This window comes from Streptomyces sp. NPDC055749 (assembly GCF_053617235.1).
In genome coordinates, this window is sequence record NZ_JBSHFH010000012.1 from 14,762 (window position 1) to 34,421 (window position 19,660).

Consider the following 19,660-nt stretch of genomic DNA (forward strand, 5'->3'; position numbering starts at 1 on the left):
CTCCCGTGGGGGGTGGGGTTGCCCGGCGGACCTCTTTTTCCGGATGACCCGTTTTCGTGCGCCTCTCGCGGTGGACAATAAGGGCATGAGTCAGCAGGGGGAGAGGCCCGCCGCCCACGAGGACGACTGGTGGCGCAGGCTGTACGACGAGACCGCGCCGGACGCCGGGCCGAGCAGCGCGGCCGACAGTCTCGACGACCGCTTCGACTCCGCGTCGGATGCGGTGGGTTCGGCGGTGGACCGTACGGACACCGACCCGGAGCCGGGGACGGAGCGGGGGCCGGAGCCAGCCCCGGCCCCGGCCCCGGCCCCGGAGCCGTCGCTGGAGCCCGAGCCGTCGCCGTCGCCGGTGACACCCGACATGTCACCGCCCGTCATGCGTGTTCGGGCACCCTGGGAGCCCCCGTCCGGATTCTCCCCGCCGCGCACCTTCGCCGCGCCTTCTCCGCCCCCGCCACCTCCACCCCCGGCCGCCGAGGCCAGGGCCGAGGCGACGGCCGACACGGGAGACCGGGAGCCCACCACCCGTACCGACACAGGCGCCGACGCAGGCACCGACTCGGGCACCGACACCGTGCCGGACCCCGTCGCCCTTCCCGCTGCCCGTCTCCCTCTCGACTACCTCGGCGACCGGCCGCCCACCTACGACGCCGAACCCACCGCCCTGCCCGCCTCCAGCTCGATGGACCTCCAGGGGCTCGTTCCCGACACCGTGCTCGACGGTGCCCGGTACGGCACGTACACCCTGCGCGCCGCCTCCGTCCGGGGGGACTCCGCCCGCTTCCGGGGCGAACCGCGCCGCGACGCCCTGCTCACCGCGCGCTTCGGCGCCGCCGAAAGCGCGCTCGTCCTCGTCGCGATCGCCGGCGGCGCGCGGGCATCGGAAGGGGCGCACTTCGCGGCGGCCGACGCCGTCCACTGGATCGGCGGCGCCGTCGGCCGCAGCCACGCCCGGCTCTCCGAAGACATAAGGGCGGGCCGCCGCGGCGACCTCAAATCCGGACTGCACCGCCTCACGGACCGGACCTACGGCAAGCTGCGCGCCCGCGCGGCCGAGCTCGGCCTCGAACCCGGCGACTACACCGCGAGTCTGCGCTGCCTCCTCCTGTCGGCCGACCCCCGGTGCCGCACCAGAGTCTTCTTCGGTGTCGGCGCCGGTGGCCTCTTCCGGCTCCGCGACGGCGTGTGGCAGGACCTGGAACCCCTCGTTCCGGACGCCGGGGCACTCATGGGCGAGGCCGTCGTCGGATTCGGCTCCGCGCCGGCCGGAGGAACGGAGGGTGAGGAGGGACCCGACGGGGACCGGCTCACCATGGACCTGCAGATCACGACACCCCCGTCCCCGTACGTCGAGAGTCCTGTCCCAGCGCCGTCCGAACCCTTCCGCTTCCGGGCCTCGATCGCCTGTCCGGGCGACACCCTGCTGCTGTGCAGCAACGGCCTCGCCGACCCGATGCGTGGCGAACCCGCCCTCGCCAAGGAACTCGCCGAGCGCTGGTCGGACGCCGGACCGCCGGGACTGGCGGGCTACCTCTCGGACACCCAGCTCCGTATCAAGGGGTACGCCGACGACCGTACGAGCGCGGCCGTCTGGGAGGCGTGATCGCACCGGCCATGGGTTGATGGACTCCACGAGAGCACGGAGCACAGTGGAGAGGGTCCGCACCCATGGCCAAGCAGAACGTGTCGGAGCAGTTCGTCGACATCCTCGTGCGGGCGGGGGTGAAGCGGATGTACGGCGTCGTGGGCGACAGCCTCAACCCTGTCGTGGACGCCATCCGGCGTAACGCGGCCATCGACTGGATCCAGGTCAGGCACGAGGAGACCGCCGCGTTCGCCGCCGGTGCGGAAGCCCAGATCACCGGCAGTCTGGCTGCCTGCGCCGGCTCCTGCGGCCCAGGGAACCTGCACCTCATCAACGGCCTCTACGACGCCCACCGCTCCATGGCCCCGGTGCTCGCTCTCGCCTCGCACATCCCGTCGAGCGAGATCGGCCTCGGCTACTTCCAGGAGACCCATCCGGAGCTGCTCTTCCAGGAGTGCAGCCATTACAACGAGATGATCTCCCACCCGCAGCAGATGCCGAGACTGCTCCAGACGGCCATTCAGCATGCGATCGGCCAGGGCGGCGTCAGCGTCGTGTCGATGCCAGGTGACATTGCATCGCAGCCGGCCCCGGAGAAGTCGATCGAGCACGCCCTCGTCACCTCCCGGCCGACGGTCCGGCCCGGCGACGGGGAGATCGAGAAGCTCTGCCGGATGGTCGACGAGGCGAAACGGGTGACTCTGTTCTGCGGCAGCGGAACGGCGGGCGCGCACGCCGAGGTCATGGAGTTCGCGGTACGGGTCAAGTCCCCGGTCGGGCACGCGCTGCGGGGCAAGGAGTGGATTCAGTACGACAACCCGTACGACGTCGGCATGAGCGGGCTGCTCGGGTACGGGGCCGCCTACGAGGCGACCAACGAATGCGATCTCCTCATCCTGCTCGGCACCGACTTCCCGTACAACGCGTTCCTCCCGGACGACGTGAAGATCGTCCAGGTCGATGTGCGCCCCGAGCGCCTGGGCCGGCGGTCCAAGCTCGATCTGGCGGTCTGGGGCGATGTCCGCGAGACGCTGCGCTGTCTGATCCCGCGGGTGAAGGCCAAGAGCGACCGCAAGTTCCTGGACCGGATGCTGAAGAAGCACGCCGACGCTCTGGAGGGGGTGGTCAAGGCATACACCCGCAAGGTCGAGAAGCATGTGCCGATCCACCCGGAGTACGTCGCCTCGGTCCTCGACGAACTTGCCGACGAAGACGCCGTGTTCACCGTCGATACCGGTATGTGCAATGTGTGGGCCGCGCGCTATCTGACGCCCAACGGCAAGCGCAGGGTGATCGGTTCGTTCAGTCACGGTTCGATGGCCAACGCACTGCCGCAGGCGATCGGCGCGCAGTTCGTCGACCGCAACCGGCAGGTCGTCTCGATGTCGGGCGATGGCGGATTCAGCATGCTCATGGGCGACTTCCTCACCCTGGTCCAGTACAACCTGCCGGTGAAGGTGGTCCTCTTCAACAACTCGTCGCTCGGAATGGTCGAGTTGGAGATGCTGGTGGCGGGGCTGCCCTCGTTCGGTACGACGAACAAGAACCCGGACTTCGCGGCCGTCGCTCGGGCCTGCGGGGCCTATGGGGTCCGGGTGGAGAAGCCCAAGCAGCTCGAGGGCGCGCTCAAGGATGCCTTCAAGCACAAGGGACCCGCCCTCATCGACGTGGTCACTGACCCGAACGCGCTGTCCATCCCGCCGAAGATCAGCGCCGAAATGGTGTCCGGCTTCGCGCTGTCCGCCAGCAAGATCGTGCTGGACGGGGGAGTGGGCCGAATGCTCCAGATGGCCCGCTCCAACCTCCGGAACGTGCCGCGTCCCTAGCCTTCGTAGCGGTTCTGAAGAGGTGACGGACAGTCAATAGTAGCTGTTGTGCGCACCCTTGGCGGTCACAGAGCAATGTGACATATTACTGCCGTGCTCACGAGACAGCCATTGGATGTCGTCATCGTCGGTGCCGGAGTGGTCGGTGCCGCATGCGCCTACTACGCCACCCGGGCCGGGCTTCGCGTCGCTGTGATCGACCGAGGGCCGGTCGCGGGCGGCACCACGGGAGCCGGCGAGGGAAACCTCCTGGTCTCCGACAAAGTGCCCGGCCCGGAGCTGGATCTCGCTCTGCTCTCCCTCGGCCTCTGGCAGGAGCTGGCCGACGAACTGCCTGCGGACATCGAGTTCGAGCGCAAGGGCGGGCTGGTCGTTGCGGCGAGCGAGGAGTCCCTCGCCACGCTCACGGCCACGGCGCGAGGACAGGGCGCCGCAGGAATTACGGCGTACCCGGTGACATCACACGGTCTCAACGACCTCGAACCGCACCTGGCCCCTGGACTGGCGGGCGGCTTCCACTACCCGCAGGACGCCCAGGTGCAGCCCGCCGTGGCCGCCGCGCACCTGCTGCGCGCGGCACGCGACGAGGGGGCGCGACTGTACGTGGGTGAGGAGGTCACCGCGGTGCTCACCGGCCCTGCGGGCGAGGTTCGCGGAGTCCGCACCGGCCGGAGGGACCTGCACGCCCCCGCCGTGGTCAACGCCGCCGGTACCTGGGGCGGCGAACTGGCGGCCCTGGCCGGGGTGGAACTGCCGGTGCTGCCGCGCAGGGGATTCGTCCTCGTCACGGAACCGCTGCCCCGGCTGATCCGGCACAAGGTGTACGCCGCGGAGTACGTGGCCGACGTGTCCAGCGGCTCGGCCGCACTCCAGACCTCACCCGTGGTGGAAGGGACGCCGTCCGGCCCCGTACTGATCGGCGCGAGTCGCGAACGGGTGGGCTACGACCGCTCGTTGTCCGTACCCGTCATCAGCAGGCTGGCCGCGCAGGCTGCCGCGCTCTTCCCGGTGCTGGCCGATGTCCGGCTGCTGCGCGCCTACCACGGGTTCCGCCCGTACCTGCCCGACCACCTTCCCGCGATCGGGCCCGACCCTCGGGTCCCGGGGCTGTTCCATGCCTGCGGACACGAAGGTGCGGGGATCGGGCTGGCCCCCGGGACGGGAAGGCTGATCGCCGACGCGCTCAGGGGCGAGGCCCCCGTACTTGATCCGGCGCCGTTCAGGCCCGAACGTTTCGACCGTTCCCAGGAGGCGGCTTGAACTCCGCCCGTGGAAATCCGTACCGCGACTTGATGGATCTGGAGCGCCTGTGACACTCACGCCCCGCCCGCCCGGCCGCGTACCCGGCCGGATATCCCGCCGCAGGCCCGCACGCGATGCTGCCGAACTGGTCGGGTCGGCGCCCGGGCCGGAGTTCGAGCTCTTCTTCGACGGGCGCCCGATCCGAGCCCTCCCCGGTCAGAGCATCGCCGCAGCGCTCTGGGCGGCCGGCCATCTGGCCTGGCGCACGACCAGGGTGAACGGTAATCCGCGAGGCGCCTTCTGCGGCATCGGGTCCTGCTTCGACTGCCTGGCCACCGTCAACGGCCGCCCCAACCAGCGGGCGTGCCTGCTGCCCGCCCGCCCAGGCGACACGATCACGACACAGGAGGGCGACGGGCATGGCGAACTCCTCCGGTGAATCAGGTGTCGAGCGAGCGATGGACGATGAACTCCACCCCGGCGGACGGGGGTTCGCCGATCTGGCCGTCGTGGGTGCCGGACCCGCCGGTATGACAGCCGCGGTCACCGCGGCCGATCACGGGCTCGATGTGACCGTGCTGGATGCTGCGGCGGCGACGGGCGGCCAGTACTACCGCTCGCCGGCACCCGAACTCGGTGCCACCCGGCCGGAGGCCCTGCACCACGACTGGGCCGTGTACCGGAAGCTCGCGGGGCGGTTCGAGCGGCATTGTCGGGCCGGGCGGATCCGCCATTTCACATGGCACCAGGTGTGGGCCGTCGAACGTACGGAAGGCGACGCCTGGATGCTCCACGCGGTCACCGGGCCCGAGGAGACCGGTCGAGCGGCCATCGGGGCGCGGAATCTGCTGGTGGCGACGGGATCCCATGAGCGTCAACTTCCCTTCCCCGGCTGGACCCTGCCTGGTGTCGTGGGTGCGGCCGGGGCGCAGGCCATGCTCAAGTCCGGCCTGGTCATGCCGGGCCGGCGCATGGTCGTCGCGGGCAGCGGACCGCTCCTCCAGGTGGTCGCAGCCTCCTTGGTGAAGGCGGGTGCCGACGTTCCGCTGCTGGTCGAGGCGGCCGGATACGGGGCGTACGCGAAGGCGCCTCGCGCGCTGGCATCCAACCCCGGCAAGCTGGCGGAGGGCGCACGCCACGGGGCTGCCCTCCTCCGTCACGGCGTGCGCGTCCTGACCCACAGCGCGGTGACGGCCGTTCATGGAAGGGGCCGGGTTCAGGGTGTCACCGTCAGCCGCCTGGACGGTGACTGGCGACCGGTCCCGGGTTCCGGCCGGTATTACGACTGTGATGCCCTCGCCGTCGGACACGGCCTCGTACCCCAGCTGGAACTCGCCACGGCCCTGGGCTGTGCAACTCGCGACGGCACCGACGGCACGCATGCCCTGCTCCTGGACGAACAGCTGCGGACCACGGTGCCCGGTGTGTGGGCCGCCGGGGAGGTCGGTGGCATCGGTGGCGTACAACTCGCACTTTTGGAGGGTGAGTTGGCCGCACTCTCGGTGGTTCGGCACGCGAGGGGTGGCGGGGCCTCGGCAGGCCGGGGCCGGTACGGCAGGGAACATGCGCTGCGCCGGGCCCGGGGCAGAATGCGGGCCTTCGCCGATGTGATGGGCGCCGTGCACCGGCCGCGATCCGGCTGGCGCGGATGGCTGGCCGACGAGACCGAGGTCTGCCGGTGCGAGGAGGTCACCGCGGGGCAGATTCGCCGGGCGGTGGACGAACTCGGCGCAGGAGACGCCCGTACCGTCAAGCTCCTCACCAGGTCCGGAATGGGCTGGTGCCAGGGGCGCACCTGTGGCTTCGCAGTACGTGAACTCGTCTGCCCCGAAGGTGATTCCGCCGCCGGCGCGACCGCCGACCGTCGCCCCTTCGCCTGCCCTGTGCCGCTGTCCGCACTCGCTGAGGCGGATCGGGTGGCCGAGGGCGGGGGCGGAGGTAGCCGCCCGTAGGGACGGGCAATTCTGCTGTCACACCTACTACTACACAGTGACATGTCACACCTCACAAGGAGTCTCCATGCAGACAGACACCGTCCACGCCCCCCGCACCCGCCCCTGGCACGGCGTCATGGTGGCCACGCCCCTTACGCTGCGCGCCGACCATTCCGTCGACTTCGATGCCTACGGTGAGCATGTCCGCGATCTCGTCGAAGCCGGCTGCGACGGCGTGGTGCCCAACGGCTCACTGGGGGAGTATCAGACCCTCACCGACGAGGAGCGTGACCAGGTCGTCCGCGTCGCCGTCGAAGCGGCGGGCAACGGAGCCAGGGTCATGCCCGGCGTATCCGCCTACGGCAGCGACGAGTCACGGCGCTGGGCCGAGCGGGCCGCGGAGGCGGGCGCGGAATCGGTGCTCCTGCTGCCCCCCAACGGCTACAAGTGCGACGAGACCGACGTCCGTGCGCACTACGCCGCGGTCGCGGAAGTAGGGGTACCTGTCGTCGCGTACAACAATCCGTACGACACCAAGGTCGATCTGACCCCCGGTCTGCTGGCGCGGCTCCATCAGGAGAACAGCATCGTCGCGGTCAAGGAGTTCAGCGGCGATGTCCGCAGGGGCTACGAGATCGCCGAACAGGCCCCGGGTCTGGACGTACTGATCGGCGCCGATGACGTGCTGCTGGAACTGGCACTCGCCGGTGCCGTCGGCTGGATCGCCGGGTGCCCCAATATGCTGCCCGCCAGCTGCGTCGAGCTGTACCGGTCCGCCGTGACAGGTGACATTGCAACGGCCCTGCCCCTCTACCGACAGCTCCACCCGCTGTTGCGCTGGGACTCCAAGCCGGAGTTCGTGCAGGCGATCAAGGCGTCCATGGACGTCGTCGGGCGCCACGGCGGACCCACACGGCCGCCGCGTTTCCCGCTGCCGCCGGAGTCCGCTGCCGCTGTGCGCGCAGCGACCGAGAAGGCGCTCGCCGAGGGCATGAACTGACCAACGGGCCTGCGGCGCAGGCGATGCGCAGTATCCAGGTCCAACGGAACACCAAGGGGGAACCTTGCGGACACGTCACATTTTCCATGCGGTCGACTCACATACCGAAGGCATGCCCACCCGCGTCATCACCGGTGGCATCGGAACGATTCCGGGCGCCACCATGGCGGAGCGGCGCCGTCACTTCCAGAACAACCGGGACGCGGTACGCACCCTGCTGATGTACGAGCCGCGCGGGCACGCCGCCATGAGCGGTGCGATCCTTCAGCCGCCCACCCGCCCCGACGCCGACTTCGGCGTCCTCTATATAGAGGTCTCCGGTTTCCTGCCGATGTGCGGCCACGGCACCATCGGCGTCGCCACCGTCCTGGTGGAGACCGGCATGGTCGAAGTCACCGAGCCCGTCACCACGGTCCGGCTCGACACCCCGGCCGGGCTCGTCACGGCAGACGTGCGCGTACAGGAGGGCGCGGCCACATCCGTCACCCTCACCAATGTGCCCGCCTTCTGCGCCGGGCTCGACCGGAAGGCGGACGTACCCGGCTACGGCACTCTGCACTACGACCTCGCCTACGGCGGCAACTTCTACGCGATGCTGCCGCTCTCCGACTTCGGGCTCCCCTTCGAGCGCGGGCGCAAGGACGACATCCTGGCGGCCGGACTCGCCCTGATGGACGCGGTGAACGCCACCGACCGCCCCGTGCACCCGGAGGACTCCGACATCAACGGGCTGAAGCACGTCCAGTTGATCGCACCCGGATCGGACGCCGCGCACTCCCGGCACGCCATGGCCATCCACCCCGGATGGTTCGACCGGTCGCCCTGCGGCACGGGTACGTCGGCGCGGATGGCACAACTCCATGCCCGGGGCGAACTCCCCCTGAACACCGACTTCGTCAACGAATCGTTCATCGGCACCTCGTTCACGGGGCGGCTTGTCGAGGAGACCACTGTCGCGGGTCTTCCCGCAGTCGTACCGACCGTGACGGGCCGCGCCTGGATCACCGGGACCGCGCAATTCTTCCTGGACCCGACCGATCCCTTCCCCGAAGGATTCCTGCTGTGACTGCGCCCCTGGAGCACGATATCCACAGGCCGGAAGGGGCAGACCCGTTAGGCAACGCCAGCTTGTATTCTGCGACTCCGCACTGCGCTGGAGGAACACATGGCCCGCCTGACGTCGCTCAACGTGATCTCCGCGCAGGAGCACCTGCGTGACCGTGTGGCGCATGCGCTGAGAGCGGCGCTCATCGCCGGTGAGCTTCGTCCGGGTTCGATCTATTCCGCTCCCGCGCTCGCCTCCCAGTTCGGGGTGTCGGCCACCCCTGTACGTGAGGCCATGCTCGACCTGGCCCGGGAGGGCCTGGTCGAGGCGGTACGCAACAAGGGTTTCCGTGTCACCGAGCTGACCGAGCAGGATCTCGACGACTTCACCGAGCTCCGCGCCATGATCGAGGCTCCGACGGTCGGCCGCATCGCCCGGATGGACAAGGCGTGGCAGCTGGAGGAACTGCGGCCACTCGCCGTGGAGATCGTAGAAGCCGCCCGGGCGAACGACATCCTGGCCTACCTGGAGGCCGACCGGCGCTTCCATCTCGAACTGCTCGGTCTGGCGGGGAACCGCCGGCTCGTGGAAGAGGTCGGAAACCTGCGCAAGCGTTCGCGGCTCTTCGGTCTCAACAGGCTGGCCGAGACCGGGCAGTTGACGATTTCGGCGGAGGAGCATCTTCAGCTGCTCGACCTGATGGTCGCCGGAGACGGGGTGCGCGCCGAGGCATTCATGCTCACTCATATGTCACATGTCCGAAAGCTCTGGGCAGCCCCCGGAACGGAAGCGTCAGAGGGCGGCGCGATCAAGCAGGTATGGCTCGACCTCGACGGGGTCTGAGCCTGTTCGCCGCCGGCGCCACGCCGGCTGATCCACGCAACGCGCCCCAGGGGTAGAGCCCTTCCGTGATGTCCCGGATTGCGGCCCGATGGGAGTCGCGGGTTCATTCACCCTGTCGCGGTGCGCTCTCTCAATGTGCGTGCATGTCTTCCATGGCCATGTGACATGTGCAATTGTACAGCCCGCAGGAGATGAGGTCGTGCTCATGTCATGACGTGGGCGTAGTCGGGCGGCCCTGTCCGTCTTGACCTCCCGCTCCACCCCCCTCGGCCGCGCAACCGCCGTGCGGCCAACACACCGCTGGGAGGCGGCACGTGAAGAACCGAATGGTTCGACAGAGATTCACCGGCTTATCCACCGTGGCTCTGGCAGCTTGCCTGGGCGTCGGGTTGCTCTCCGCACCGAGCCGGGCCGCAGAGCCGCGCCCCCTCGTGGCATCGGCGGCCGAGACCAGGACCGAGGCCCGTGCGGAGGAGCCGGGTGGCCCCGTCGCCGAGGCACTCACCGCACCTTCCGGCGAGGCCGACCATACCGACCGCGCACCCCTGACGCCCGCCGACCGCGCCCCCCTGTCCGCGTCGAAGGACGCGCTGAAGCGGGACTACGACCAGCCCGGAAGCGCCGACCCGAGCCACCCGGCCCCCTCCATGAAGGCCGCGGCGCGGGCCAAGGCCAGGTCGGCCGGAATCGGTGACATTGCTGCGTGCAATGTCACCGACTTCACCAGCCGTACCGGCAGCGCGCTCGTCCAGCAGGTCAGGTCGTCGACCACCGACTGTGTCAACACGCTGTTCGGTGTGAAGGGCAACGACGGCTATCTCGCCTTCCGCGAGGCACAGATGGTCACCATCGCCGACGCGCTTTGCGACGGCTCAGCGGCCTACCCCGGCGACAGCAGCACCGGCATGCCGCAGCTCGTTCTCTTCCTCAGGGCGGGCTACTACGTCCAGTACTACGACCCGTCGACGGTGGGCAGTTACGGCCCCGCGCTGCGCACCGCAATTCGCGCCGGGCTGGACGCCTTCTTCGCCTCCTCGCGCTCCTCCGACGTCACCGACGCCAACGGGGAGACGCTGGCCGAAGCCGTCACGCTGATCGACAGCTCCGAGCAGAACGCCCGCTATCTGTACGTCGTCAAGCGCCTGCTCGCGGGCTACAACTCCTCGTACAACAGCTCCTGGTACATGCTGAACGCGGTCAACAACGTGTACACGGTGACATTCCGCGGCCATCAGCTGCCCGAGTTCGTCCAGGCGGTGGATGCCGACCCCAGTCTGCTGGGCGCACTCCACGACTTCGCCTCGGTTCATCTGGACCTGCTGGGCACGGACCAGTCGTACCTGGTCTCCAACGCGGGCCGGGAACTCGGCCGCTTCCTCCAGGAGGCGTCGCTGCGGGACAGGACCGCGCCGCTGGCCTCGGCACTGCTCAAGAAGAGCTCCATCACCGGCCGCACAGCACCGCTCTGGGTCGGCGTCGCCGAGATGACGGACTACTACGACAGGGCCAACTGCGCCTACTACGACACCTGCAACCTGGCCGCACGCCTCAAGGCTGCCGTCCTGCCCGTCGATTACACGTGCAGCGACAGCATCCGGATGCGGGCCCAGGAAGTGTCCACGACCGACCTCGCCGCCAGTTGTACGAGTCTGCGCAACCAGGACGCGTACTTCCATGACATCTCCAGGGACGCCGGCCCGGTCGCGGACGACCTCAACAGCACCATCGAGGTGATCGTCTTCGACTCGAGTACCGACTACCAGACCTACGCCGGAGCGATCTTCGGGATCGACACCAACAACGGCGGGATGTACCTGGAGGGAGATCCCGCCGCGGCGGGCAACCAGCCCCGCTTCATCGCCTACGAGGCCGAGTGGGTCCGGCCCGCGTTCCAGATCTGGAACCTCAACCACGAGTACACGCACTACCTCGACGGTCGGTTCAACATGTACGGGGACTTCGGGGCCGGCCTGACCACACCGACCATCTGGTGGGTCGAGGGTTTCGCGGAGTACGTCTCGTACTCATACCGCAATGTCACCTATGACGCCGCAATCGCACAGGCCGCCAAGCGCACCCACACCCTGCGCACCCTCTTCGACACCACCTACGAGAACGCCGACCAGACCCGGATCTACAACTGGGGGTACCTGGCAGTCCGGTACATGCTCCAGTCGCACCGCGCGGATGTCGACAGACTGCTCGGGTTCTACCGCAGCGGCGACTGGAACGTCGCCCGCACCCTGCTCACCTCCACCATAGGCAACCGGTACGACGCCGACTGGAACTCCTGGCTGACGGCCTGCGGGGCAGGGGACTGCGGCAGCATCGGTACCCCGCCCGTCGATCAGGGGCCGGAGTGCACGGCAGGCGATACCCGGCAGCTGGACAAGGACTGCAAGCGGAGCGGTCTGACGGCGACCACGGGCAACTACGCCTATCTGTACATCTACGTTCCGGTGGGCACGACGCAGCTGAAGATCACCAGTGCGGGCGGAACCGGCGACGCCGACCTCTACTACAACTCCAATAGCTGGGCGACAGTGACCGGTCACACCTCACGGGCGACCGGCGCGGGGAACGAACACACTCTGACCGTGTCGAACCCGAAGGCAGGCATCCACTACATCAGCCTGCACGCCGCCCAGGGGTTCGGTGGCGTGAGCGTTTCCACCCGGTACTGATTCCCGTACCGGCCGGCCAGCCGGTACGCGGCGGTCTCCTCGCCGCGTACCGGTCCGGTCAGGTCAGCCGCAGTGAATCCGGCCTCGTCCGTTCCCTGATGATCTCCACCAGGCGGTCGAAGAGCGTCGCTCCCCGGCCCTCCAGCGCCTCGGCGAGTTCCGCTTCGATGAGAACCCGCGAGGTGGGGTGGGCGCGTTGAGCTGCGCGGCGCAGGTAGCGCGCCGTCTCCGGGTGGCCCAGGGACTCCGCGGACCGTGCGTGGTCGCGCCACTCGATGACGAAATCGTCGTCGTCCGGCGTACCCATGCCGCCACTCAGACAGTCCGCGAACGCGTCGAGGTTGCGACCGAAGTAGCCACCTGGGCCGTTCACGGCTTCGCCGATCACCTCCCAGAACCGGTCCAGGCCGGTGACCTCGGAGCCTTCGATCACGTAGGTCACAGTCATGCGGGGAGCGTACAAGGTCAGCAGTCGTGGTCGACCAGGTCGAACGACTCGTAGTGGTCGGCGGTGTAGTAGTCCTCCTGGACCTCTTCACCGGTGACGATGCGGCGGGCGCCGCGGGTCGGGGAGCCCGGGGTGATGACGGTGTACTCGTGGTAGTAACCGGTGCCCTGACTCGGCAGGATGCCTTCGCGGTTCTGGAAGACCGTGCCGTCCTGGTCGTACGGGAAGGGCCCGCCCGCGTCGATCAGATCGAGGGTGTCGTGAGCCTGCGCGGGTAGGTCGGAGTAGCAGATGCTGCCGACCGCCGCGGTGGCCTGGGGCGCCGCGGCCGAGGCGGTGACCGGACCGCCGACGAAGAGGGCGGACAGGATGGCGGCGCAAGCGCCGAGCGTGGTGATTCGTGGGGGGAATCGCATGCCCACCATGATGACGCGCGTAGATCGGGTCCCGTCAACGCCAACTTCTGTGAATTTTCTGGAAGTTAACGGGAGGTAGGGAAACGTCACGCGACTGTCCCCCGGGTGGGCTTGCGGATGAGCACTGTTCACTTATTGATGAGTCGACAAGCGTGACTGCCCGCGAGCGGGGCATGCATCCCCGTGAAGGTGTTCGAGGGGTTATGGGCCGAAGGAGGTCGATTCACTGTGCGGGCGGGGGAAGCGATGAAGCGTCAAGGGGGTCAGTCGGTTCGGCTGCGCCGCAGACTGGGGCACGCCGATCTGTCCGTGGTGGGTGAAGTGCGCCGGGACGTGCGGGAGTTCCTGCGGTACCGGGCGGAGACCGAGACGGCCGAGGTGGCGGAGCTGCTGCTGAGCGAGGTCGTGACGAACGCGCTGATCCACACGCGTCACGGCGCGGTCGTCACCGTGACCGCGGGCCCGGAACAGGTGCGGGTGGAGGTCCGGGACTTCATGTCGGGTGCGCCCAAGCCGTACGTACCGAACGCCGACGACGGTACGCACGGCAGGGGGCTCGTCCTGGTACGCGGCCTGGCGGACGCCTGGGGAGTCACGGCGCAGGCGCTGGGCAAGGTGGTCTGGTTCGAGCTGAACGGGGCGAGCTGAACGGGGCGGGCTGAGGGGCCCGGCGCAACCGGGGCCGAACGCAAGAGTGGGTGGGAGGTCCCGACCGGGGCCTCCCACCCACACCGTGCTTAGCCGAACTGCTGCTCCAGGTCCTTGAGTTTCTGCTCCAGCGAGTCGAGCCGGGGCAGGGTCTGTGTGTCGTCCTCGGCGGTGAGGTCGACGGTCCTGGGGTCACCGTTCGCGGGCTGGCCCGGGGAACCCTGGGAGTTCTTGGCTCCCTTGGAGCTCGGGCCGTTCACGGCTTGCAGGGATGGCCGGGGTCGCAGGGGCAGCTGTCCCGGCTCTGCTATGGCGGGCTCCGCGACGCTCTGCGCGGCGCCCTGGGACGGTGCGATGGCCGGGACGTCCACCTGGTGTCCACCGCGGCCGCCTCTGCCCCAGGCCCGGTTCTGCCGGTTGAGGGCCTTGATGTGGGCCCGGTCCAGTTTCTCCTGACCCCTTCTGCGGAGCCGGTCCTGCTCCTTCTCCCGCCGGTCCTCGCGGACCTCGTCGACCGCCTCGTCCAGGGTGCGTACGCCTTCGAGGAGCATCAGCGACCAGGCGCCGAAGGTCTCCCGGGGCGCGCGCAGCCACCGTACGATCCGGATCTGCGGCAACGGGCGTGGCACCAGGCCCTGTTCGCGGAGTGCGGCCCTGCGGGTCTGCTTCAGCGCGCGGTCGAAGAGCACCGCGGCCGAGAGCGACATGCCCGCGAAGAAGTGCGGGGCACCCGCGTGGTCCATGCCGCGCGGCGCGTGCACCCAGTTGAACCAGGCGGCGGCGCCGGCGAACGTCCACACCAGCAGCCGGGAGCCGAGTGCCGCGTCGCCGTGGCTGGCCTCCCGCACCGCCAGCACCGAGCAGAACATCGCGGCCCCGTCGAGGCCGAACGGGACCAGGTACTCCCAGCCCCCGGAGAGGCTGAGGTTTTGCCGGCCGAAGCCGACGAGCCCGTGGAAGGAGAGTGCGGCGGCGACCGCGGCGCAGCAGAACAGCAGGACGTACGAGGCGGTGGCGTAGAGCGCCTCCTTGCGCCGGCGGCGGTCCTCGCTGCGTTCCCAGTTGTCGTCGGCCGATGCCTTGCCGGCGGCGCGCCTGCCACGTGCGACCACCGTCACCGCCGCCATGACCCCCACGAGCAGTACGGCGCCCGGAAGCAGCCAGTCAAGCGATATGTCGGTCAGTCTCATGCGCGGTCCCTTGCGTCGCGTAGGGCGTATCGGGCGCCATCGTGACGGAAACGCCGCCCGGCTCAGGCGGTTTCGGGGCAAGAGAACGCCATTGGGGTGGCGAGGCATGCGGATGAGCGGAATGTTCTCGAATGACCGTACGGTGAAACGTAGTCACGTTCGAGTGCGAGTCACCGGTACGGGGGGTGTGGATCAGGAGGCGGGCGTCAGCTTCCGCACTCGGTCGGCATCGCACGTACGAGGACAGGTGACGCAGGTGTCCTCGGGGCGCAATGTGTAGAAGAGGCAGCAGCTCGCCCGGTCGCGGGTCGGCAGCGATTCGCCGTCGGGGCCGGTCAGTTCACGGAAGCCGGCGGTGCCCACGTACGGCTTGGTGGTGCCCGGCAGCAGCAGTTCCAGCTCGGCCATCGCCCGGCGCTCCTCGCCGAGCAGATGGGCGATGTACCAGAGCCCTTCGACGACCTCGTCCGTCGCCATGCCCCACAGGGCGCGCTTGCCGCGCCGCATGCGCGGTCCGAACCCGTCCAGCACCGGGCCGATGTGTTCCGCGACGGCGTCCAGCACCTCGGCGCGCAGCGCCGCCTCGTCGGGGACGACCCGGGCGCCCGGCAGCGAGGCCGCCGGATCGTCCGGCAGACAGGCGAACTCCCGTACGCGGAGGGTGAGGTGGCCCAGTGCGCGCTGGAAGGCGACGTCCTGGACGGGGACGCGCGGCACCCGGCGGTGCAGGAACCACGGCACGGTCACCAGCAGACAGGCCGGCCAGGAGTAGCGGTGCAGTCCGAAGCTGGCCACCACGTCGGGGCGGGCCTGCTGCCCGTAGTCCCGCAGCACCTGCGCGTTGTCCCAGGCCAGGAAGGCGTCCAGGGCCGCGCCGCCCTCGGCGAGCTCGGCGGCGCCCACCCAGCCGGAGCCGGAGGGAGCCGCGGTGTTCTCGGCGAGCACCTCGGCGCGCAGTCCGGGGAAGACCTCGGCCAGACGTGCGTACGCGGCGGTCACGGAGGACGCCGCGGTACCGGTGAGCAGAGCGGAGACGGTCATGCAGGGACCACCGAATCGGGATCGTTAGCAGGTTAGCCTTACCTTACCCGACCTGATCGATGTTTGAACTGGAGCCTCCTCCGCCTATCGTGCACACGGGGGCAGGGCGCACGCGAGCCGTGCCCGCGGCCGGCCGAGGAGGTCCAGTGGAGCAGGGCAGTGCGCGTGAGGACACCTGGCTGTCGTACGCAGCCCCGGCCGTCCCGCCGTCGGTGCGGGTGCCCGAGCAGGCGCGTGGTGAGCACACCCACAGCGAGCCACCCGCTCCCCGTACGGTGCAGCGGCACTCGGTGCGCGGCCAGATCCTGGACGCCCTGCGCGCCGCCCTCGTCGACGGGGAGCTGACCCCCGGGCAGGTCTACTCCGCCCCCGCGCTCGGCGCCCGGTTCGGCGTCTCCGCGACGCCGGTGCGCGAGGCGATGCAGCAGCTGGCCATCGAGGGCGCCGTAGAGGTCGTACCGAACCGGGGCTTCCGGGTCAGCGAGCGCGGGCCGCGCGAACTGGCCGAGCTCGCCGAGGTACGGGCCCTGATCGAGGTCCCCGTCATGCTGAAGCTGGCCCGTACCGTCCCCGCGAGCCGCTGGACGGCCCTGCGCCCGCTCGCCGACGCCACCGTCGCGGCAGCCGCTGTCGGCGACCGCGCGAGCTACGCCGAGTGCGACCGGGCCTTCCACCGGGCCGTCCTCGCGCTCGCCGGCAACGAACAGCTGGTGCAGGTCGCCGACGACCTGCACCGCCGGTCCCAGTGGCCACTGGTCAGCAACCCCGCCACCCGCCGGGCGGACCTTCTCGCGGACGCCGTGGAGCACACCGCGCTGCTCGACGCGCTGATCGGCCAGAACCTCGGCGTCGTGCAGTCGCTGGTACGGGAACACTTCACGGGTGCGGAGGGCTGACCGGCCCTGGCCCCGCGAGACCGGGCTGATCCGGACACGACCCAGGTCACCGGACGCGCCAGCTCGCCGTCGCGTCGTCGAGTGCGGGCCTGCCCTGGCTCGGCAGGGACGGTTCCAGTTGCGGGGCCAGCCAGGTCGGTACGCCGCCCAGCAGGCGGAAGAGCCGGCCCGCCTCGGCGCGCAGCCTGCCCGCCTCCGGCTCCGGTTCGGCATCGGCGAGGGACATGAGGGCCGGGGCCGTACCGACCAGGTAGCCCAGTTCCTCCCTGATCCGCAGCGACTCCGTGAAGCCGTGCCGCGCCTCGGCCAGCTCGCCCTCGCGCAGGGCCAGCGAGGCGAGATGCCGCCAGGTGAAGGAGAGCAGTAACTGGTCCCCCCGCGCCGTGGCGCCCGCGTGGGCCCTGCGGTAGGCGGCCCGTGCGGACTGCGGCGAATCGGCGATGTTCTGCGCGATCAGGCCCCGGCGGAAGTCCAGGAGCGGCCGGCCGGCCGCCGCGGGGGCGAGCAGGGCCGCGGCCCTGCTCAGGGCCACGCTTGCCTCGTCGGCCCGGTCCCGTACGCCCAGGAGGGTCGACGCGTAGGCGAGATGGCCGCGCTCGCACGCGGCGGCGCCGCGTTCCGCGTCGCTCCGGGCCAGGGCCTCCGCGTTGCGCAGCGCGTCGTCCGCGTCCGTCCAGCCGTCGGCGGTGTAGAGACACCGCTCGGTCAGCAGCGCGGTCCGCTGGAGCGCGGCTGCCGGGTCGGTGGCCGCGTGCGGTTCGAGCAGAGCAGCCGCGTCCGTCCAGCAGGCGCGTGATCGCAGTCGCCATACCGCTGTCTGGAGCGGCGGATCGTCATCTGCTGTCGTTCCGGAACCAGACATGGCGGTATGCGCCACATTGCCCTCCCCGAGCACGCCATCGAGCTGTTGAGTCTGGCCGCATCTCAGCACGGAATGGCACGCCGGGCCAAGGGTTCCGGTCAATGTCAGGTGAAAGATTTCACAATCGACCGGATCTTGGCGGCGCCGCTCGGTCCCCGGGGCGTCAGCTCATACGCAGGGCGAGGAAGAAGTCGAGCTTGTCCTCCAGGCGCGAAAGATCACGTCCCGTCAACTGCTCGATTCGTCCGACGCGGTAGCGCAGTGTGTTGACGTGCAGATGCAGCCGGGCCGCGCAGCGCGTCCATGAACCGTCGCAGTCCAGGAACGCTTCCAGGGTCGGAATCAGTTCCGCGCGGTGGCGGGTGTCGTAGTCGCGCAGCGGGTCCAGCAGCCGGGCCGTGAACGCCCGGCGCACGTCGTCCGGGACGAACGGCAGCAGCAGGACGTGCGAGGCCAGCTCGTGGTGCCCGGCAGCGCAGACCCGGCCCGGCCGGGCGGCGGCGACCCGGCGGGCGTGCCGGGCCTCCTCCAGGGCGCCGCGCAGCCCTTCGGCGGAGTGCACGGCCGCGCTGACACCCAGTGTCAGCCTGCCGTCGTCGGCGAGGCCCGCGGAGAGCGGCTCGCGGACCGCGGCGAGCAGGACGTCCGCGTGGAGCGCCGGGTCCTGTCGCTCGGCCGCGTCGGCCCCGGGGGCGGCGGCGGTCTCGTCGGCGCGGGCGCCGGGCGCCGGCAGGGCGGGCAGCGGTACGAGCGCGATGGCCTCGTCGCCGGTGTGCGCGACCGCGATCCGGTCCGCGGAGTCGGGTCCCGTCACCGCGGGATCGACGAGGATCTCCTCCAGCAGCGCCTGGGCGACCGGTCCGCCCGCGATGTCCGCCGCCGGACCGGTGCCGCTGGCCGGTGCGCCGTCGGCGGCCCATTCGACCTTGGCCACGACGACCTGCCAGTGCGGCGCCGAGCCCGCGCCGGGCAGCAGCACCGGGGCAGCGACCCGCAGCCGGGCCGCGATCTCGGTGGGGGCGGCGCCCGCCTGGACCAGTTCCAGGACCTCCTGGGCGAGCCTGCGGCGTACCGTACGGGCCGCGTCGCGCCGGTCCCGTTCGACCGAGATCAGCTGGGTGACGCCCTGGAGCAGGTCGAGCCGGGCGGCGGGCCAGTCGCCCGCGTCGGCCTCGACCGCGAGCAGCCAGTCGGAGAGCACCGACTCGCGGACATCGCGGGAGGCCGGTGCGGCGCCCCGCCCGGTGTTCCGGATCGGGAACAGCGAATACGTCGTTCCGTCCACGGCCGTCCGGTGCGGGCCCCGCCGTCCTGTGCGGGTCGCGGCCAGATGTCTCCCGGCCAGCGCGGAGCCGATCGGACCGGGCAGCGGCTCACCGGCCCCCGCGATCTGGCGGCCGGTGGGGGAGAGCACCCAGGCGCGGAGATCGAGGTCGGAGGTGAGCAGATCGAGGACGACCTCGGGGCCGCCGCCCGCCGGGCCCGACGTCATCAGCCTGCGGTGCCGGTCGACGACCGCCGCGAGGTCGCCGGCCCGCTCGCCGGAGACCTGGCGCACCACGTGCTCGGTAATCGTTGCAAATGCCACGGTCTCGTTCACGGCGAAGAGTGGGAGACGGTGGTGCCGGCACGCGTCGACCAGATCGGTGGGGATGGCACCGAGTTCCGCCTCGCCCGCCGCGAGTCCGGCGACCCCGGCGCCCGCCAGGATCCGGACGAACGGCTCGGAGTCCGTCGCGTCATGGCGCCAGGCCAGCCCGGTGAGCACCAGCTCGCCACCGGAGAGATAGCGGCTGGGGTCGCGGAGGTCGGTCGTCATGACGCCCCGGACCGTGCGGTCCAGCTCGTCGTCGCCGCCGAGCAGCCGCAGGCCCAGCGCGTCGGTTTCCAGCAGTGCGCGCAGCCGCATCTCGTTGCCGCCGATCTTTTCGTTGGTGCGGGGGATACCGGTGAATCTCGGTGAGGTTACTGATCCCCGCCATTCGTTCGAATCTACAAGA

General features: G+C 70.2%; 17 protein-coding genes. 11 read left to right on the forward strand and 6 right to left on the reverse strand.

Going from position 1 to position 19,660, the window contains the following annotated elements; translation table 11 throughout:
* The first annotated feature begins 85 nt into the window (after positions 1-85).
* The 9 genes from ACWGO0_RS11535 to ACWGO0_RS11575 all read left to right on the forward strand — a co-directional run bounded on the left by ACWGO0_RS11535 (position 86) and on the right by ACWGO0_RS11575 (position 12,159).
* Positions 86-1,603 (forward strand): protein phosphatase 2C domain-containing protein, encoded by a 1,518-nt coding sequence (locus tag ACWGO0_RS11535; protein ID WP_453531661.1) that lies wholly within the window; start codon positions 86-88, stop codon positions 1,601-1,603.
* A gap of 65 nt (positions 1,604-1,668) precedes the next feature.
* Complete coding sequence (locus ACWGO0_RS11540; RefSeq protein WP_453531664.1) at positions 1,669-3,411, forward strand: pyruvate dehydrogenase; 1,743 nt, start codon at positions 1,669-1,671, stop codon at positions 3,409-3,411.
* 93 nt (positions 3,412-3,504) lie between these two features.
* Complete coding sequence (locus ACWGO0_RS11545) at positions 3,505-4,671, forward strand: NAD(P)/FAD-dependent oxidoreductase (protein WP_453531667.1); 1,167 nt, start codon at positions 3,505-3,507, stop codon at positions 4,669-4,671.
* Positions 4,672-4,720: 49 nt separating this feature from the next.
* Positions 4,721-5,092 carry a (2Fe-2S)-binding protein gene (locus ACWGO0_RS11550; RefSeq protein ID WP_453531670.1) on the forward strand — a complete coding sequence of 124 codons (372 nt, stop codon included), beginning with the start codon at positions 4,721-4,723 and terminating at the stop codon, positions 5,090-5,092.
* Between the two features lie 19 nt (positions 5,093-5,111).
* The gene (locus ACWGO0_RS11555) at positions 5,112-6,605 is read left to right on the forward strand and encodes an FAD-dependent oxidoreductase (protein ID WP_453532035.1); all 1,494 of its coding nucleotides are present in this window, start codon (positions 5,112-5,114) and stop codon (positions 6,603-6,605) included.
* 67 nt (positions 6,606-6,672) lie between these two features.
* Positions 6,673-7,587 (forward strand): dihydrodipicolinate synthase family protein, encoded by a 915-nt coding sequence (locus ACWGO0_RS11560; protein WP_453531672.1) that lies wholly within the window; start codon positions 6,673-6,675, stop codon positions 7,585-7,587.
* A gap of 64 nt (positions 7,588-7,651) precedes the next feature.
* The gene (locus ACWGO0_RS11565; protein WP_453531674.1) at positions 7,652-8,653 is read left to right on the forward strand and encodes a proline racemase family protein; all 1,002 of its coding nucleotides are present in this window, start codon (positions 7,652-7,654) and stop codon (positions 8,651-8,653) included.
* 99 nt (positions 8,654-8,752) lie between these two features.
* The gene (locus ACWGO0_RS11570) at positions 8,753-9,475 is read left to right on the forward strand and encodes a GntR family transcriptional regulator (RefSeq protein WP_453531677.1); all 723 of its coding nucleotides are present in this window, start codon (positions 8,753-8,755) and stop codon (positions 9,473-9,475) included.
* A 314-nt stretch (positions 9,476-9,789) separates the two neighbouring features.
* On the forward strand, positions 9,790-12,159 hold the full coding sequence (locus ACWGO0_RS11575; RefSeq protein ID WP_453531680.1) for a M9 family metallopeptidase: 2,370 nt from the start codon (positions 9,790-9,792) through the stop codon (positions 12,157-12,159).
* Positions 12,160-12,217: 58 nt separating this feature from the next.
* Here the strand turns inward: ACWGO0_RS11575 and ACWGO0_RS11580 are convergent, their stop codons facing one another.
* Both ACWGO0_RS11580 and ACWGO0_RS11585 read right to left on the reverse strand, forming a co-directional pair.
* A complete protein-coding gene (locus ACWGO0_RS11580; protein ID WP_453531683.1) occupies positions 12,218-12,607 on the reverse strand; it encodes a barstar family protein in 390 nt (129 codons plus the stop codon).
* Positions 12,608-12,624: 17 nt separating this feature from the next.
* Positions 12,625-13,023, reverse strand: coding sequence for a ribonuclease domain-containing protein (locus ACWGO0_RS11585; RefSeq protein ID WP_453531686.1), 399 nt, complete (start codon positions 13,021-13,023; stop codon positions 12,625-12,627).
* Between the two features lie 246 nt (positions 13,024-13,269).
* On the opposite strand from ACWGO0_RS11585, the gene ACWGO0_RS11590 reads away from it, so the two are divergent.
* On the forward strand, positions 13,270-13,671 hold the full coding sequence (locus ACWGO0_RS11590; RefSeq protein ID WP_453531689.1) for an ATP-binding protein: 402 nt from the start codon (positions 13,270-13,272) through the stop codon (positions 13,669-13,671).
* An 89-nt stretch (positions 13,672-13,760) separates the two neighbouring features.
* Here ACWGO0_RS11590 and ACWGO0_RS11595 read toward each other — a convergent pair whose 3' ends face one another.
* Positions 13,761-14,861, reverse strand: a complete 1,101-nt coding sequence (locus ACWGO0_RS11595; RefSeq protein ID WP_453531692.1) for a DUF2637 domain-containing protein — start codon at positions 14,859-14,861, stop codon at positions 13,761-13,763.
* Between the two features lie 192 nt (positions 14,862-15,053).
* Complete coding sequence (locus ACWGO0_RS11600; protein WP_453531695.1) at positions 15,054-15,902, reverse strand: (2Fe-2S)-binding protein; 849 nt, start codon at positions 15,900-15,902, stop codon at positions 15,054-15,056.
* A gap of 146 nt (positions 15,903-16,048) precedes the next feature.
* Between ACWGO0_RS11600 and ACWGO0_RS11605 the strand changes: the two genes are divergently transcribed.
* Positions 16,049-16,798: a GntR family transcriptional regulator gene (locus tag ACWGO0_RS11605; protein ID WP_453531698.1), complete on the forward strand. Its 750-nt coding sequence runs from the start codon at positions 16,049-16,051 to the stop codon at positions 16,796-16,798.
* A 46-nt stretch (positions 16,799-16,844) separates the two neighbouring features.
* Here ACWGO0_RS11605 and ACWGO0_RS11610 read toward each other — a convergent pair whose 3' ends face one another.
* A complete protein-coding gene (locus ACWGO0_RS11610; RefSeq protein WP_453531701.1) occupies positions 16,845-17,660 on the reverse strand; it encodes a hypothetical protein in 816 nt (271 codons plus the stop codon).
* Positions 17,661-17,823: 163 nt separating this feature from the next.
* Positions 17,824-19,569: a PucR family transcriptional regulator gene (locus ACWGO0_RS11615; protein ID WP_453531703.1), complete on the reverse strand. Its 1,746-nt coding sequence runs from the start codon at positions 19,567-19,569 to the stop codon at positions 17,824-17,826.
* Positions 19,570-19,660 lie beyond the last annotated feature (91 nt).

Excerpts from the sequence above, each read along its gene's own strand:
- ACWGO0_RS11570 (WP_453531677.1), top strand. The coding sequence starts at position 8,753 with ATGGCCCGCCTGACGTCGCTCAACGTGATCTCCGCGCAGGAGCACCTG.
- ACWGO0_RS11610 (WP_453531701.1), bottom strand. The coding sequence starts at position 17,660 with ATGTCTGGTTCCGGAACGACAGCAGATGACGATCCGCCGCTCCAGACA.
- ACWGO0_RS11535 (WP_453531661.1), top strand. The coding sequence starts at position 86 with ATGAGTCAGCAGGGGGAGAGGCCCGCCGCCCACGAGGACGACTGGTGG.
- ACWGO0_RS11540 (WP_453531664.1), top strand. The coding sequence starts at position 1,669 with ATGGCCAAGCAGAACGTGTCGGAGCAGTTCGTCGACATCCTCGTGCGG.
- ACWGO0_RS11595 (WP_453531692.1), bottom strand. The coding sequence starts at position 14,861 with ATGAGACTGACCGACATATCGCTTGACTGGCTGCTTCCGGGCGCCGTA.
- ACWGO0_RS11560 (WP_453531672.1), top strand. The coding sequence starts at position 6,673 with ATGCAGACAGACACCGTCCACGCCCCCCGCACCCGCCCCTGGCACGGC.
- ACWGO0_RS11590 (WP_453531689.1), top strand. The coding sequence starts at position 13,270 with ATGAAGCGTCAAGGGGGTCAGTCGGTTCGGCTGCGCCGCAGACTGGGG.
- ACWGO0_RS11600 (WP_453531695.1), bottom strand. The coding sequence starts at position 15,902 with ATGACCGTCTCCGCTCTGCTCACCGGTACCGCGGCGTCCTCCGTGACC.
- ACWGO0_RS11580 (WP_453531683.1), bottom strand. The coding sequence starts at position 12,607 with ATGACTGTGACCTACGTGATCGAAGGCTCCGAGGTCACCGGCCTGGAC.
- ACWGO0_RS11585 (WP_453531686.1), bottom strand. The coding sequence starts at position 13,023 with ATGCGATTCCCCCCACGAATCACCACGCTCGGCGCTTGCGCCGCCATC.
- ACWGO0_RS11555 (WP_453532035.1), top strand. The coding sequence starts at position 5,112 with ATGGACGATGAACTCCACCCCGGCGGACGGGGGTTCGCCGATCTGGCC.
- ACWGO0_RS11615 (WP_453531703.1), bottom strand. The coding sequence starts at position 19,569 with ATGCGGCTGCGCGCACTGCTGGAAACCGACGCGCTGGGCCTGCGGCTG.